The sequence below is a fragment of the Priestia sp. MDV22-iso46 genome (assembly GCF_058629175.1).
Map to the genome: position 1 here is coordinate 53856 of NZ_JBZVWT010000009.1, position 13946 is coordinate 67801.

The window sequence follows — 13946 nt, forward strand, 5'->3', positions numbered from 1 at the left end:
GCACGAAAACTCTTTCTTTTTTTTGTGCATGTTTCCCATTTACCGTTTCATTAAAAAAAATTACACTAGAGTTAAGAAAACGGTTTCACAGAGTACATACAAGGGGGAAATGGAAATGGCTGAATTACGTTTAGAACATATTTATAAAATGTATGATAAAGATGTGACGGCGGTAAAAGATTTTAACCTTCACATTCAAGATAAAGAATTTATTGTATTTGTTGGGCCTTCCGGCTGCGGGAAATCGACAACGCTTCGTATGGTTGCAGGGCTAGAGGAAATTTCAAAAGGTGATTTTTATATTGACAGCAAGCGTGTAAATGACGTTGCTCCAAAAGATCGCGATATTGCAATGGTATTCCAAAACTACGCATTGTATCCGCATATGAGCGTATATGACAACATGGCTTTTGGCTTAAAACTTCGTAAATTACCAAAAGATGAAATCGACCGCCGCGTAAAAGATGCCGCTCGTATTTTAGGACTTGAGCAATACTTAGAGCGCAAACCAAAAGCATTATCCGGCGGACAGCGTCAGCGTGTAGCTCTAGGTCGTGCAATCGTTCGTGATGCTAAAGTCTTCTTAATGGACGAACCTTTATCAAACTTAGACGCGAAATTACGTGTGCAAATGCGCTCTGAAATTGCGAAGCTTCACCAGCGTTTGGGTACAACGACAATTTACGTAACGCATGACCAAACCGAAGCAATGACAATGGCTTCTCGTTTAGTTGTTATGAAAGATGGGATTATCCAGCAGGTTGGTACACCAAAAGAAGTATATGAAAAACCTGAAAATGTATTTGTAGGCGGGTTTATTGGTTCTCCTGCTATGAACTTCTTAACCGGAACGTTAAAAGACGGAAAGGTTCAAGTAGGCGATTCTCTTCTTGCAGTTCCGGAAGGTAAAATGAAAATACTTCGCGAGCAAGGATATTTAAACAAACAAATTATTTTAGGCATCCGTCCTGAAGATTTCCATGATGAGCCTGTATTTATTGAATCTTCACCTGGCACAAAAGTTACAATCAAAGTCGATGTATCCGAGTTAATGGGAGCTGAAACCATGCTTTATTCTAAACTTGGCGGACAAGATTTTGTAGCACGCGTAGATTCAAGAACAGATATTAAACCGCTTCAGTCTCTAGACTTAGCATTAGATATGAACAAAGCGCATTTCTTTGATGCAGAATCTGAACAGCGCATCCGTGCTGAACAGGAATAAAAAAAGACCCCTAGGGGTCTTTTTTTATTCCTGTATTTGCTTCAATTCTTCACTGTGACAAGTAGAGCAGTAAAAGAGATGAATACATTGGTGATTTGCTAAATCACTAGGATACCCATTTTCTACTTTTAACTGATCGATTTCCATGTAAGCACTGTAATCATCGAAATAATCGCTGACTTTTCCCATATCTCCCAGCACTCCTCCACATGTTTTGCACGTCATTTGTACATCACTAAACCCATTACATAAGGAACAAATCGACATCCGCACACCTCGCTTTACCTGATCAATATGTACCTATAATATGCACGGAATAAAACTCTCTTACTCTTTATCAAACTCCACACAAAATTTCTATAAATTACCAATAAATTTCTATGTATATGTTTTTTTCCCTTTCGCCATAATACTAGTAACAACCGAGCACAACAGCTCGCAAACATTGAGTTACGCCGCGGTAGGCAAGCAGATCTAATCGATGCATCTGCTCGGCTGGTTCAACTCCAGCTAACTCAACCATTAAAATCTATTTTATCTAACGAGGAGATGAATACACATGGCAAATTATCAAAACGCATCAAACAGAAATTCATCAAACAAGTTAGTAGCGCCTGGTGCTCAAGCTGCTATCGATCAAATGAAGTTCGAAATCGCTAGTGAGTTTGGTGTAAACTTAGGACCAGATGCAACAGCTCGTGCGAACGGATCTGTTGGTGGCGAAATCACAAAACGTTTAGTACAATTAGCTGAGCAAAACCTAGGCGGCAAGTACTAATATTAACTAATTTCATATTATGGCTTTAGCGCTCCAAGATTTCTTGGAGCGCTTTCTAGTTTCTTTTAATCAGCTTCCTCATTCTTATTCGCAAATGATTTTACGGAAACTTTGCGAATACGTCGATTTTCTACTTCCTTAATGGTAAACAATATCTCTTCATATGAGAAAAAGTCTCCTTTAGCAGGAATATGATCAAACTGCTCATATATCCATCCCCCTAAGGTATGGCACGTACTGTCAGGAGAACTAACCGCTATATAGGTTAAAAATTCATCAATAGGGATGTCGGCGTTAAATTCGTACTCCTTTTCTCCTATCCGGTGTACATACTTAACAGCTTCATCATGTTCATCCCAAATCTCTCCTACAATTTCTTCTAATATATCCTCTAAGGTCACAAGACCGGCCGTTCCCCCAAACTCATCAACTACAATTGCCATGTGAACCTTACTTTTTTGGAGCTCTGGCAATAGAACAGATATTTTCATGGATTCTACTACAAAAATAGGTTGTCTCAACAAATCACGAATAGAAATCTTTTTTCTTTGGACTAAACAGGTTAAAAATTCTCTTTCTGATAAAATGCCAATAATATTATCAATATGATCTTCATATACAGGCACTCTCGAATATCTCTCTTCAAGAAACATTTGACAAACCGAATCAATATCGGCATTTACGTCAACTGCTGTGACATCTATTCTAGGTTTTAAAATTTGCCCCACCACAATGTCATTAAAATTGAGTGAACGATGAACTAGCTCTTTTTCAATATTATTAATCGTTCCTTCTTCTTCGCTTAAATCTACCATCACTTTAATTTCATCTTCTGTAATCGTTGGTGTAGGAGCAGACGCTAACAAGTGAGAAGTTCCTTTTTTCACCTGTAAAAATAAGAAGGAAATCGGGGTTAACAATTTAATAATAATAAATAACAAGGAAGAAATCATCAGCGCAAAAGATTCGGCATGCTCTTTAGCTAACGATTTTGGCAAGACTTCACCAAAAATCAAAATGATGATGGTCATAACGATGATACTAATCACAAGTGCCAGGTTTCCTTTAAACATATCGAGGGCAATTTTAGCTGCCAAAGAGGACGCAGCAATGTTTACGACAATATTTCCTACTAAAATTGTCGATAGCGTCTGCTCAAAGTGTTCAGCAATATGCAGCGCTTTTTTACTTCCCCGATATTTTTTCTCAGCGTAATGTTTTAAACGAATTTTATTTACGCTTGAAAAGGCTGTCTCAGCAGATGAAAAGAAAGCTGATAACATAAGCAAAACGACTAATATCATCATTTGATTCAGAGGCAAGTCTCCCAAAAGACATTCACTCTCCTATTTTTTTGATTTTTCTGTCTTTTTATCATATCAAATTTTTTTGTTGTTGAATATTTCATTCATCAACTTTGTATTACTTTATGCTACGCATGCTTTTTATTATGAATAAGTATACAGATTGTATATCCTAAAGAACAGATACTATCTTTTATAGAGGGGTGTAGCCAATGAAAATTTTACTATTAGGCTCTACAGGGCGAGTTGGACAGTCTTTATTAAAAATGATGCTAAAAGATGAAAACGACGTTACTGTACTTGTTAGAGACCGCACTAAGCTACAGGTTAGTCATCCAAACCTACATATCTTACAAGGCGATGTACTTCATCAAGAAAATATCAACTTTGCCCTCAAGCACCAAGATATCGTAGTCAGCGCGTTAAATACAGATGGTGCAGAGACGATTTCAAAAAGTATGCCGCTTATTATAAACAGCATGAAGTATTACGGCGTTCATCGTATTCTTACTATTGGAACTGCAGGCATCTTACAATCACGAACAGAACCAGAAAAGTATCGTTTTCAATCAAATGAATCAAAGCGTAAAACGACCAGAGCAGCAGAAGATCATTTAAAAGGATACTTACACTTGAAGGAAAGTGATCTAAACTGGACGGTTATATGCCCAACATACTTGCCTGAGGGTGAAATAACAGGCACGTATCGAGTGGAAAAAGATATTTTACCAGCTGATGCCGTTAAAATTTCAACGGGAGATACCGCTCACTTTACCTATCATGAGATATGGGCTCAAAAATTTCCCAAATGCCGCGTTGGAATTGCTTATTGAAAAATCAGGAGAACTTTTCGTTTTCAAAACGAGAAGTTCTACATCCAGAAAATTCCAATTATAGCTAATCCACCTAGAACAAAACTTCCTATTTGACCAACGAGAGCCGGTGTCAAAACAGGCTTTCCTTTTTCTTTCTCTAATGTGCTAATATCAAGCTTCATCTGATACATTTCTTCTTTTAAATCTTCAATCTGGCTGTGCAACGCTTGAATCTGACGTTCTTGGTCACTCATCCACTATCTTCCCTTCCCTTTTTTATTTTTATCATATGCGTAAAAAAGTTAAAGCTTTACTTTTCAGCATCACTTTTTCTAAATGATAAAAACTCCTTTCCCCGGCTTTAGGATAAAAAACTCTTTCCTTCTCATAATAAAAAAGAATAGAGTCCTTAGTCACTGTTGAAAGGAGAACACGATGATAAAACTTGTGTTGATTCGGCACGGACAAAGCGTGTGGAATCTGGAAAATAAATTTACAGGCTGGACGGATGTAGATCTTTCTAAAAATGGATTGCAAGAAGCGCGAGAAGCTGGAAAAGTGCTAAAGAAAAACGAATATACTTTTGATATTGCCTATACTTCTGTTTTAAAACGATCCATTCGCACTCTATGGATTGTCTTACATCAAATGGACTTCATGTGGATTCCCATATACAAATCTTGGAGGTTGAATGAACGGCACTACGGAGCTCTTCAAGGTTTAAACAAAGAAGAAACCGCAAAAAAATTTGGAGAAGAGCAAGTACATTTGTGGAGAAGGTCGATGAACGAACGCCCTCCTGCTTTAAAGACAACAGATATTCGCTATGAAGCTTCCAACCCTAAGTATAAGGAATTAGCTAAGGGACAATTTCCTGTAACGGAAAACTTAGCCGATACAGAAAAGCGGGTTCTAGAATATTGGAACGAAACTATTGCTCCTTCTATTAAAGCTGGCAAAAAGGTTATTATTTCCGCTCACGGTAATACGATTAGAGCTCTGATGCAGTATTTGGATAACATTTCGCCTGATGGCATTGCGAACTTGAATATTCCCACAAGCGTGCCGCTTGTTTATGAGCTTGATGATAATTTAAAGCCCCTTAGACATTATTATTTAGGCATCGATGGAGAGATTCCTACACATATTCCTTCTTCATAAAAAACGTGCCTAGATTGTAGGCACGTTTTTTTTATATGTTTGAACGAAAGTATTTTCTATACGCCCAGTGATTAGTAGGACCGTGTCCGGAACCAATTTCAAGCGTATGCTTAATCGCATAGTGAACAAAATCCGAAGCGGTTTGAACTGCTTCAACCACGCTTTTACCTTTCGCTAATTCAGCCGTGACGCAAGCAGCAAACGTGCATCCCGTTCCGTGTGTATGCTTTGTATTCATCTTTTCATGCGTGATTTCAACGTACTTATGACCATCATATACTATATCAATCATATCTTGATGAGATTGATCATGTCCGCCTTTAATTACCACGTGCTTTACACCTAGCTCATGCATCTGTTTTGCCGCTTCTTTTCGGTCTTCAATCGTGTGAATTTCTTTACCCGTGATGACTTCCGCCTCCGGTATGTTCGGCGTAATGACTTCACAAAGAGGCAATAATTCTTTTAGAGCCTGTACAGCTTCTCTTTGAAGAAGAGACTGACCGCCTTTTGCAATCATAACGGGATCAACTACAACATTTTGCAGTCCGTACTGTTTGATTTTACGAGCCACTGCGTAAATAATATCAGCACTGAACAACATACCTGTCTTCACTGCATTAGGAAATAAGTCAGTGGCAATTGAATCTAACTGCGTTTCAACTGCTTCTACTGCTAAAGGATAAACTCCTTGAACGCCAACTGTATTTTGTGCAGTCACAGCTGTAATAACAGACATGCCAAAAACGTCACGCTCTTGAAATGTTTTTAAATCTGCTTGAATGCCTGCTCCTCCACCGCTGTCTGATCCAGCAATGGTTAATGCTTTTGGTACTGTCATGCCTGAAACCTCCATCTCTTTCTTACCCAATATACCGATGATAAAGTGACTTTGCTTCTACTATATTGTTTGTTCCATGGACAAAGACGCGCCCATCTTGAAACATCACTAAACGGTAATCATCTACATAAAAAGAAAGCAGATACGGATTTTGTTCAATTTTATATCCTTTTTCTTTTAATCGTTTACCTAAAGACTGCAGCGGCTGCTTGGCTGATTTGCCCGGACGGATTTGTACCGTGTTTCTTCCGCATAGCACAGCTGTTTTCGTTTGATTTTCATATTGTAAAAAGGGATACGTTTGTTCACTGCCGCATGAGCGGCAAGCAGATTTGCGAAACACGTTCACATTGATGCTCGTATACTCATTTTTCCATACGTCAAACGAAACAAGTTCCCTCCTGAGCGCATTCCAGTCTCCGACTAATATTTTTAACACTTCTGTTACTTGATGAGCGACTACCATTTGTACAGCAGGACTAATAATCCCCACTGTATCACATGTTAACCCTCCAAGCGGTACAGATTCAAGCAAACAGGATAAACACGGTGTTTCACTTGGTATGATAGTATAACTAATTCCATAACTTCCTACACATGCTCCGTAAATCCAAGGAATATCATATTTTTGTGATAAATCATTCATTACAAGGCGTGTGTCAAAATTATCGGTTGCATCAATCATAACATCTACCCCCTCAACAAGCTGTTCTAAAACTTGAGGGGTACCGTCTGCTACGTGCGCTTCTACTTTTACATCATGATTAATATCGTGAAGCCGTTTTTTAGCGGCAATTGCTTTTGGAATTCTTTTATCAGCATCTTTTTCACTATACAATTGCTGCCGCTGAAGGTTGCTCCACTCTACATAGTCCCGGTCAATGAGCGTTATTTTCTTTACCCCCGCTCGCGCAAGGGCCTCGGCGTTCCCTGTTCCAAGAGCGCCTGCTCCTACAATCAGAACATGCTTTTCTTGAATTTGCTGCTGTCCGCCTTTTCCAATAGGTTGAAACAATTCTTGGCGGGAATAACGATTAATCAACCGATGCTCATCCCTTCTGTTGGACTGCTTGCCGTTGCATATTGTTTCTTTTCAATACGTCCTGCTTCAAATGCTGCTCGTCCTGCTTCAATCGCTAGCTTCATAGCACGAGCCATTTTCACAGGATCTTTTGCTCCTGAAACAGCTGTATTTAATAACACACCATCTGCTCCTAGCTCCATAGCTTGAGCTGCGTCTGACGCCGTTCCAATACCTGCATCTACAATTACTGGAACAGTTGATTGTTCAATGATAAAACGCATGTTCAACGGATTAATAATACCTTGACCTGAACCGATAGGCGAAGCTCCTGGCATAATGGCATGTACGCCTAACTCCTCTAAACGATGCGCAAGTAAAACATCATCTGATGTGTAAGGTAAAACGGTAAAGCCCTCTTTTAACAGTTCTTCACTGGCTTTTAATGTTTCAACTGGATCAGGAAGCAGCGTTTTATCACATCCAATTACTTCTACTTTCACCATGTCACAAAGTCCAGAAGCCTTTGCTAATTTAGCAATACGTACGGCCTCTTCTGCATTTTTTGCTCCAGCAGTGTTAGGCAAAAGAGTGAAACGCTTCACATCAAGCGCTTCTAATAAATTAGGCTGATTTTGATCAAAAATATCCATTCGTCTCACAGCAAATGTTAAAATTTCTGTTTCTGACTCTTCTACCGCTTGACGCTGAGTCGTAAAGTCCGGAAATTTCCCTGTTCCTAATAGTAAACGTGAATTAAATGTATATTGTCCAATTTTTAACATACTCTTCATCCTCCTCCGACAAATGAAACAACTTCTAATATATCGCCATCTTCTAAGCATGCATCGCTATGTTCTTCTTTTTGCAAAATGTTCTTGTTTAGCTCAACAATTACCACTCGTTCATGCAGGTTCTGAGCCTGCAACAAGTGCTCGACCGTTTCAATTTCATCTCCAAAAGTAACGGTCTTACCATTAATGATTAGATTCAATGAACTCCCTCCATTACTCTTGTTAGCTGAAATGATGTAAAAAATGAATGATTCGGCTTTTTCCCTAACAAAGCATCAGCCATAATTTTTCCAGTTGCAGCACTTAATAAAATACCGTTTCGGTAGTGGCCAAACGCCATGTGTAGATTCGCTATTTCAGGATGCTCTCCTAAATAAGGCCAGCCATCATTTGTTTGCGGACGAAGACCAGCCCATGCTTTTTCAAATGTGGCTTCTTTAATAGCCGGCAGAAGCGCAGAAGCTTTATTCAGCAAAAATTGAATACCTTGTGCAGAAACCGTCTTGGTAAAATCATGCTGTAGCTTAGTTGCCCCGATTACGATTCTTCCACCAGTCTTAGGCACTAAGTAAAAACCTTCATCTAAAAAAATCGTTTTAGAAAGCAGCGGCTTATGACTTTGAAGAGCAAGACATTCCCCTTTTACGGGAAACACCTGACCTACATGTTCAGAAGAAATAAAGCGTTTAGCCCATGAGCCTGCTGCAATAACTACTTTTTCTCCATAAAAAGAGCCTTTGGACGTCTGTACACCTTTTACTGTTTCATTTTCCATAATAAGAGAATGAACGTCACAGTATTCGAATACATCTGCTCCGTGATACAAGGCTCCATGAGCAAGAGCTTGCGTTAACTTAGCCGGAGCTAGCTGGCCGTCTCCCGGTATTGTAATGGCTCCGTATATGTCTGGAGAGAGCCCGGGTTCTAACAAACGCGCTTCTTTTACATCGATCCATCTTACATGTTCATCCCACCGGTGGTGCTGAGCGGCTTTTTTCTTTAATACGTGTGCATCTTCTTCTGTTACAGCGACTTTTAATAAGCCTTTTTGAATGAGCTCTACATCGATGGCCGTTTTTTCTTTTAGTTCCTTCACCAGTTCAGGAAACATGCTTCTGCTCTTAATAGCAAGGTCTAAAAGAGGACCTTCTTCATCAATTTCAGCTTGAGCACCTAAAATACCAGCGGCTGCACTTGAAGCTTCACAACCAATTTGATTGCGTTCAAGAATAGCTACTGACGCTCCTTGTTTTGACAAATGATAAGCGATAGAAGAGCTGATTATACCTCCTCCGATTAACAGTACATCATAATGCTGCTTCATTTTCTCCACCTCCAGATGTCCATATATGAGAATATTGTTTAATCGCTTTGAGGGGATCTTGCGCAAGCATGACACCAGACATCACAGCTATACCGTGTGCTCCTGTTTGAAGCACCTCTTTGGCATTTACAGGTGTAATTCCTCCAATGGCAATAACCGGTATCTGCACAGCGTCTACTACTTCTTTTAGTGCTGCTATCCCTCGACTTTTTAATCCTTTTTTTGAATGTGTTGAATAAATATGTCCGTATAGAATGTAGTGAGCACCATCTTTTTCAGCTTCTAAAGCCTCTTCCACAGAGTGAACTGATTTTCCGACAATAAGAGAAGGAAATGCGTCTATAACAACCGAAACGTCTAAACTATGATAGGCAAGCTGTACGCCTTTTGCTTTTAAAGCATGCGCTACATCAACTCGGTCATTCAAAATAATTTTAGAGCGACAAAATGGCAGGCTTTCTAGTAAACATTGAATCTGCTTTGCCGTTTTCTCTTTTTCTCTAATATGAACGGCGCCCGCAAAAGGCGCGATAGCCGTTAAAATTTTTTGAAGCTCTTCGATTGGCTGCTTATCTGTTGTAATGACATGAAATTTAGGAATATCCACATGATCGAAACCTTTCTATTCAGAATAAAGAGAAATTTCAATCACCTCATCTTGTGTAGAGGGTTTTATTACATACAAAAAACCACTCTACAACGTAGAGTGGTTAGCATGCATCGTTATGTAAACATGATCACCACTTCCCTACGCTGGTCCAAACCAGATCAGGTTCAAAGGGTCCGAAATACATTCGTCTCAGCTTCAAAAAGCTCCCCTAGTGATTGCTATTTATTGATTTTGTTTTCGCACTTAAAATTATAACACAACTAGATGTAAATACAATATCTCTTTATGCTCTTACGGCTCTCTTCCTTTTATAGATGTATCTTTTAAGCTTCTTTAGTAAGTAAGAGGCCCGGCGCACCGCATCATTCTGCTTTTTATATGGTTAGTAATCGGTATAGTCGTCAAATTCTTCTTTGTCTTTTTCCTTTTTCCGATCCCATATAAACAGCAGGAGTAACATAATAAAAGTTAGAATATAAAAACCGTAAAAAATAAATGCCGCGACAACATTTATAAATAAAAATAAAAAACCGATGATCTGACCTGCAACAGCTACAATCAACAAAATGTATTTCCAAACTTCTGCTTTTCTATCCATTCTCTACTTCTCCGTCTTTTTGTTTTTCCCTACTAGAAACGTTCTCTTTACTTAAATAAAAACGTTCCTGCCAGTAAACCGACTGTAAATAAACCAACTGTTCCAAATGCTGAAATCCCCACATACGCCAACATTTTTCGATAAGATTTTTCTCGAATTAACTGTACGGTTTCCACACTGAACGTTGAAAAAGTGGTAAAGGCACCAAAAAACCCAATGCCAATCATTAAAAATATTGAATCATCATAAGCATGACTCGGAACCTTTCCATAATAACTACCGTAAAAAAGACCAAGGCCAAACGCACCGAGCAAGTTTACAAACAGCATTGATACTGGAAAAGGAGGGTTTGAAACTATTTTTGTAACTTTTAAACCCAAAAGATAACGGCATATCCCTCCAGCTGCCCCGCCAAGTGCCAAGCTCACTATGCTCATTTACTTCACCTCATGTACTTTCACTAAATTTCCCCCTGCCGCTTCACCGCATAGATAGCCTGCTAAAGCAAGAAGGATTCCACCTACTAAAGAGACAATTACATAAATGGCTCCCCAAAATAAATGGTGCTGAGTGAGAGAAATGACGTCTCCTGCAAACGTTGAATACGTTGTAAAACCACCGCACACGCCAACTCCTAGTCCAAGCTTTATCCATTCTTTTGGCTTTTTCCACACAAAAAATCCTGTTAATAGGCCTAGTATGAAGCTTCCTAATAGGTTTTCAATTACCGTTCCTATTGGATAGCCCGTGTATAATAAGGAAAGATTCAGCAAATAACGTGCATATGTACCAGCGATAGCACCAAAGGCAATTGAGATTAAGTTTATGGCTTTCATCATATCGCTCCGTTTCATAAATTCTTCTTTAAGTGTACCATAAGGAATTTATTTCTACCTTAACATTTAACTATATGTTTATTGCACCAAAAGTCATGAAAAAATGAAAGAGAAAATCGTCGCATGAAACTTCCTTTTTACTCCTCAAATCTCCCTTAAAAATCCACTTAATCCAAATTTTAAAATCTTTCTGTATCCTTATGACAAACCGTGTATAGAAGGTATATTTCCCTTATTTTAAGTCACATTAATCGTATAAGTTTTTTTTGTTGACTTTTGCTGTGTTCTTGTTTAGTATCACAGAGTATCATTTCCTATCAGAATACTAGGGGGTTTAGAAAATGAAGAAATTTGCTGCACTTTTGTCGCTACTATTAGCTTTCACAGTTGTGCTTGCCGCATGCGGTTCTAGCTCAAAAAATGAAGCAAACAATGGAGACAATAAATCTTCACAAGGGGATTTATATAATAAAGTGAAAAAAGATGGTGTATTAACAATTGGAACTGAAGGTACATACCCTCCGTTCACTTTTCATGATGACAAACAAAAGCTAACTGGGTTTGATGTAGAATTGGCTCAAGAAGTAGCTAAACGTCTTGGCGTAAAAGCTGAGTTCAAAGAAACACAGTGGGATGGCATGTTTGCCGGATTAGATGCTAAACGCTTTGACATGATTGCTAATGAAGTGGGTATTCGTGAAGATCGTCAAAAGAAATACGATTTCTCTGACCCATACATCCAGTCAGGCGCTGTATTAATTGTTCGTAAAGACGAAAAAGATATCAAATCATTTAAAGATTTAAAAGGAAAAAAATCAGCGCAGTCATTAACAAGTAACTATAAAGACATGGCTCAATCTTATGGTGCAAACATTACGAGTGCTGAAGGTTTTGCTCAAGCAGTAGAACTAATGAGCGCAAACCGTGTTGATGCTACAATCAACGATAAATTATCGTTCCTTGACTATAAGAAAAAGCACCCTAACGCACCTATCAAAATCGCGGATGAAAAATCCGATGGTGCTGCAAGCGGCTTTATGTTTAGAAAAGACAGCGGTAAGTTAGTGGATGAAGTAAACAAAGCATTGAAAGATATGAAAAAAGACGGAACATACGCAAAAATTTCTAAGAAATGGTTTGGCGAAGATGTTTCTCCTAAATAATATTTTTCCTGATGGAGAGCGATTGAATCAATTGATTTCAATCGCTCAATCATCTCTCCTACCAATGCTAAAGGGAGCTATTCAATATTCTATTCCACTAACATTAATCACGTTTGTACTCGGTATCATTTTAGCTGTCTTAACAGCCTTGGCTCGTTTATCATCTATAAAAGTTTTAAATATAATTGCGCGCATCTATGTATCGATTATTCGAGGTACACCGCTGCTTGTGCAATTATTTATTATTTTCTACGGCTTACCCAATTTAGATATAACAATTGATCCATTTATCTCTGCTATTATTGGATTTTCATTAAGTGTAGGTGCGTATGCATCTGAAATTATCCGAGCAGCGATTCAATCTATTCCTAAAGGACAGTGGGAAGCTGGTTACTCACTTGGTATGACCTATTCCCAGGCGTTAAGACGGATTATTTTACCGCAAGCAGCACGTGTATCGATTCCGCCATTATCTAACTCTTTTATTAGCCTTATTAAAGATACGTCACTTGCATCGCTCATTCTTGTTTCTGAGATGTTCCGTAAAGCTCAAGAAATTGCTTCGACTAACTATGAATTTTTACTTCTTTATAGTGAGGCAGCGCTCTTGTACTGGATTATGTGCACAATCTTATCCATTATCCAAGGACGCATTGAAATAAGACTAGATCGTTACGTATCTAAATAACCGTTTCGAGTAGCTAAAGGAGTTTTTCATATGATTAATATCAAAAATTTGCATAAATCATTCGGTGATTTGCAAGTATTAAAAGGAATTGATTTAAAAGTTGAACAGGGCAAGGTAATTGTATTGATTGGTCCTTCTGGATCGGGTAAAACTACTTTTTTACGTTGCTTAAATCTTTTAGAAATCCCAACAGACGGCACGATTGAACTTGATAAAAAAAGCATGAATTTCACCAAACCTGTTCGTAAAAAAGACATTACTTCATTTCGAAGCCTAACAGGTATGGTCTTTCAAAACTATAACTTGTTTCCTCATAAAAGTGCGCTTGAAAATGTTATGGAAGGTCCTGTAATTGTAAAAGGCGTTTCTACTCAAGAAGCAGAAAAAAGAGGGAAAGAATTATTAACACGAGTTGGCTTAGGAGACAAGCTTGACTTTTATCCTTTCCAACTATCAGGCGGACAACAACAGCGTGTTGGCATCGCCAGAGCAATGGCGATGGACCCAAAAGTTATGCTGTTTGATGAGCCTACTTCAGCTCTTGATCCTGAGCTTGTAGGAGACGTTCTTCAAGCGATGAAAGACTTAGCAAAAGAAGGAATGACGATGGTGGTGGTAACTCACGAAATGCGCTTTGCCCGTGAAGTAGCGGATGAAGTTATTTTTATGGATCAAGGTGTCATTATGGAAAGAGGTACACCGGATCAAATATTTTCAAATCCTCAACAAGAGCGGACACGTCAATTCTTGAATATGATTCATTAAAAAGGTTGCACACTTTCATGTGC

The 13946-nt window shown here is 38.6% G+C and carries 19 protein-coding genes and 1 riboswitch; of the genes, 7 read left to right on the forward strand and 12 right to left on the reverse strand.

The window, feature by feature from the left end; all coding sequences use genetic code 11:
• Positions 1-115: 115 nt before the first annotated feature.
• Positions 116-1225, forward strand: coding sequence for an ABC transporter ATP-binding protein (locus tag AC4NPH_RS26115; RefSeq protein ID WP_029320758.1), 1110 nt, complete (start codon positions 116-118; stop codon positions 1223-1225).
• Between the two features lie 24 nt (positions 1226-1249).
• Here AC4NPH_RS26115 and AC4NPH_RS26120 read toward each other — a convergent pair whose 3' ends face one another.
• Entirely contained in the window at positions 1250-1414 is a 165-nt protein-coding gene (locus tag AC4NPH_RS26120) for a hypothetical protein (RefSeq protein WP_013055291.1), read from the reverse strand.
• Positions 1415-1784: 370 nt separating this feature from the next.
• Between AC4NPH_RS26120 and AC4NPH_RS26125 the strand changes: the two genes are divergently transcribed.
• Positions 1785-2003: an alpha/beta-type small acid-soluble spore protein gene (locus tag AC4NPH_RS26125; protein ID WP_013055290.1), complete on the forward strand. Its 219-nt coding sequence runs from the start codon at positions 1785-1787 to the stop codon at positions 2001-2003.
• A 65-nt stretch (positions 2004-2068) separates the two neighbouring features.
• Here the strand turns inward: AC4NPH_RS26125 and AC4NPH_RS26130 are convergent, their stop codons facing one another.
• Positions 2069-3334 (reverse strand): hemolysin family protein, encoded by a 1266-nt coding sequence (locus AC4NPH_RS26130; RefSeq protein WP_013055289.1) that lies wholly within the window; start codon positions 3332-3334, stop codon positions 2069-2071.
• Positions 3335-3519: 185 nt separating this feature from the next.
• On the opposite strand from AC4NPH_RS26130, the gene AC4NPH_RS26135 reads away from it, so the two are divergent.
• Positions 3520-4140: an NAD(P)-dependent oxidoreductase gene (locus AC4NPH_RS26135; protein ID WP_013055288.1), complete on the forward strand. Its 621-nt coding sequence runs from the start codon at positions 3520-3522 to the stop codon at positions 4138-4140.
• 38 nt (positions 4141-4178) lie between these two features.
• Here AC4NPH_RS26135 and AC4NPH_RS26140 read toward each other — a convergent pair whose 3' ends face one another.
• On the reverse strand, positions 4179-4376 hold the full coding sequence (locus AC4NPH_RS26140) for a hypothetical protein (RefSeq protein WP_055989751.1): 198 nt from the start codon (positions 4374-4376) through the stop codon (positions 4179-4181).
• Positions 4377-4557: 181 nt separating this feature from the next.
• On the opposite strand from AC4NPH_RS26140, the gene gpmA reads away from it, so the two are divergent.
• The gene (gene gpmA / locus AC4NPH_RS26145; protein WP_013055286.1) at positions 4558-5283 is read left to right on the forward strand and encodes a 2,3-diphosphoglycerate-dependent phosphoglycerate mutase; all 726 of its coding nucleotides are present in this window, start codon (positions 4558-4560) and stop codon (positions 5281-5283) included.
• Positions 5284-5314: 31 nt separating this feature from the next.
• Here the strand turns inward: gpmA and thiD are convergent, their stop codons facing one another.
• The 9 genes from thiD to AC4NPH_RS26190 form a co-directional block, all read right to left on the reverse strand.
• The gene (thiD, locus tag AC4NPH_RS26150; protein WP_013055285.1) at positions 5315-6124 is read right to left on the reverse strand and encodes a bifunctional hydroxymethylpyrimidine kinase/phosphomethylpyrimidine kinase; all 810 of its coding nucleotides are present in this window, start codon (positions 6122-6124) and stop codon (positions 5315-5317) included.
• Between the two features lie 22 nt (positions 6125-6146).
• A complete protein-coding gene (locus AC4NPH_RS26155; protein ID WP_098197354.1) occupies positions 6147-7166 on the reverse strand; it encodes a thiazole biosynthesis adenylyltransferase ThiF in 1020 nt (339 codons plus the stop codon).
• Entirely contained in the window at positions 7163-7930 is a 768-nt protein-coding gene (locus AC4NPH_RS26160; protein WP_029320752.1) for a thiazole synthase, read from the reverse strand. The genes AC4NPH_RS26155 and AC4NPH_RS26160 overlap by 4 nt, the downstream gene beginning before the upstream one ends.
• Before the next feature lie 5 nt (positions 7931-7935).
• On the reverse strand, positions 7936-8139 hold the full coding sequence (thiS, locus tag AC4NPH_RS26165; protein ID WP_098197355.1) for a sulfur carrier protein ThiS: 204 nt from the start codon (positions 8137-8139) through the stop codon (positions 7936-7938).
• Positions 8136-9263 carry a glycine oxidase ThiO gene (gene thiO, locus AC4NPH_RS26170; RefSeq protein ID WP_098315378.1) on the reverse strand — a complete coding sequence of 376 codons (1128 nt, stop codon included), beginning with the start codon at positions 9261-9263 and terminating at the stop codon, positions 8136-8138. Before thiO ends, thiS begins: the two co-directional genes overlap by 4 nt.
• Positions 9247-9870, reverse strand: a complete 624-nt coding sequence (locus AC4NPH_RS26175; RefSeq protein ID WP_013055280.1) for a thiamine phosphate synthase — start codon at positions 9868-9870, stop codon at positions 9247-9249. Before AC4NPH_RS26175 ends, thiO begins: the two co-directional genes overlap by 17 nt.
• Before the next feature lie 121 nt (positions 9871-9991).
• Positions 9992-10093: riboswitch (TPP riboswitch) on the reverse strand.
• A 162-nt stretch (positions 10094-10255) separates the two neighbouring features.
• On the reverse strand, positions 10256-10471 hold the full coding sequence (locus AC4NPH_RS26180) for a hypothetical protein (RefSeq protein WP_013055279.1): 216 nt from the start codon (positions 10469-10471) through the stop codon (positions 10256-10258).
• 47 nt (positions 10472-10518) lie between these two features.
• The gene (crcB, locus tag AC4NPH_RS26185) at positions 10519-10908 is read right to left on the reverse strand and encodes a fluoride efflux transporter CrcB (RefSeq protein ID WP_013055278.1); all 390 of its coding nucleotides are present in this window, start codon (positions 10906-10908) and stop codon (positions 10519-10521) included.
• Positions 10909-11325 carry a fluoride efflux transporter FluC gene (locus AC4NPH_RS26190; protein WP_231101663.1) on the reverse strand — a complete coding sequence of 139 codons (417 nt, stop codon included), beginning with the start codon at positions 11323-11325 and terminating at the stop codon, positions 10909-10911. It lies immediately after the preceding gene.
• A 323-nt stretch (positions 11326-11648) separates the two neighbouring features.
• Between AC4NPH_RS26190 and AC4NPH_RS26195 the strand changes: the two genes are divergently transcribed.
• From AC4NPH_RS26195 to AC4NPH_RS26205, 3 genes are read left to right on the forward strand one after another with little or no spacing between them, the layout of a single operon-like run.
• Positions 11649-12470 (forward strand): amino acid ABC transporter substrate-binding protein, encoded by an 822-nt coding sequence (locus tag AC4NPH_RS26195; RefSeq protein WP_013055276.1) that lies wholly within the window; start codon positions 11649-11651, stop codon positions 12468-12470.
• Positions 12454-13158, forward strand: coding sequence for an amino acid ABC transporter permease (locus AC4NPH_RS26200; RefSeq protein ID WP_013055275.1), 705 nt, complete (start codon positions 12454-12456; stop codon positions 13156-13158). Before AC4NPH_RS26195 ends, AC4NPH_RS26200 begins: the two co-directional genes overlap by 17 nt.
• 30 nt (positions 13159-13188) lie before the next feature.
• The gene (locus tag AC4NPH_RS26205) at positions 13189-13923 is read left to right on the forward strand and encodes an amino acid ABC transporter ATP-binding protein (protein ID WP_013055274.1); all 735 of its coding nucleotides are present in this window, start codon (positions 13189-13191) and stop codon (positions 13921-13923) included.
• Positions 13924-13946: the final 23 nt, after the last annotated feature.

Excerpts from the sequence above, each read along its gene's own strand:
- AC4NPH_RS26180 (WP_013055279.1), bottom strand. The coding sequence starts at position 10,471 with ATGGATAGAAAAGCAGAAGTTTGGAAATACATTTTGTTGATTGTAGCT.
- AC4NPH_RS26195 (WP_013055276.1), top strand. The coding sequence starts at position 11,649 with ATGAAGAAATTTGCTGCACTTTTGTCGCTACTATTAGCTTTCACAGTT.
- AC4NPH_RS26120 (WP_013055291.1), bottom strand. The coding sequence starts at position 1,414 with ATGGGAAAAGTCAGCGATTATTTCGATGATTACAGTGCTTACATGGAA.
- crcB (WP_013055278.1), bottom strand. The coding sequence starts at position 10,908 with ATGAGCATAGTGAGCTTGGCACTTGGCGGGGCAGCTGGAGGGATATGC.
- AC4NPH_RS26125 (WP_013055290.1), top strand. The coding sequence starts at position 1,785 with ATGGCAAATTATCAAAACGCATCAAACAGAAATTCATCAAACAAGTTA.
- AC4NPH_RS26190 (WP_231101663.1), bottom strand. The coding sequence starts at position 11,325 with ATGAAACGGAGCGATATGATGAAAGCCATAAACTTAATCTCAATTGCC.
- gpmA (WP_013055286.1), top strand. The coding sequence starts at position 4,558 with ATGATAAAACTTGTGTTGATTCGGCACGGACAAAGCGTGTGGAATCTG.
- AC4NPH_RS26115 (WP_029320758.1), top strand. The coding sequence starts at position 116 with ATGGCTGAATTACGTTTAGAACATATTTATAAAATGTATGATAAAGAT.
- AC4NPH_RS26205 (WP_013055274.1), top strand. The coding sequence starts at position 13,189 with ATGATTAATATCAAAAATTTGCATAAATCATTCGGTGATTTGCAAGTA.
- thiO (WP_098315378.1), bottom strand. The coding sequence starts at position 9,263 with ATGAAGCAGCATTATGATGTACTGTTAATCGGAGGAGGTATAATCAGC.
- AC4NPH_RS26160 (WP_029320752.1), bottom strand. The coding sequence starts at position 7,930 with ATGTTAAAAATTGGACAATATACATTTAATTCACGTTTACTATTAGGA.
- thiD (WP_013055285.1), bottom strand. The coding sequence starts at position 6,124 with ATGACAGTACCAAAAGCATTAACCATTGCTGGATCAGACAGCGGTGGA.
- AC4NPH_RS26140 (WP_055989751.1), bottom strand. The coding sequence starts at position 4,376 with ATGAGTGACCAAGAACGTCAGATTCAAGCGTTGCACAGCCAGATTGAA.
- AC4NPH_RS26135 (WP_013055288.1), top strand. The coding sequence starts at position 3,520 with ATGAAAATTTTACTATTAGGCTCTACAGGGCGAGTTGGACAGTCTTTA.
- AC4NPH_RS26200 (WP_013055275.1), top strand. The coding sequence starts at position 12,454 with ATGTTTCTCCTAAATAATATTTTTCCTGATGGAGAGCGATTGAATCAA.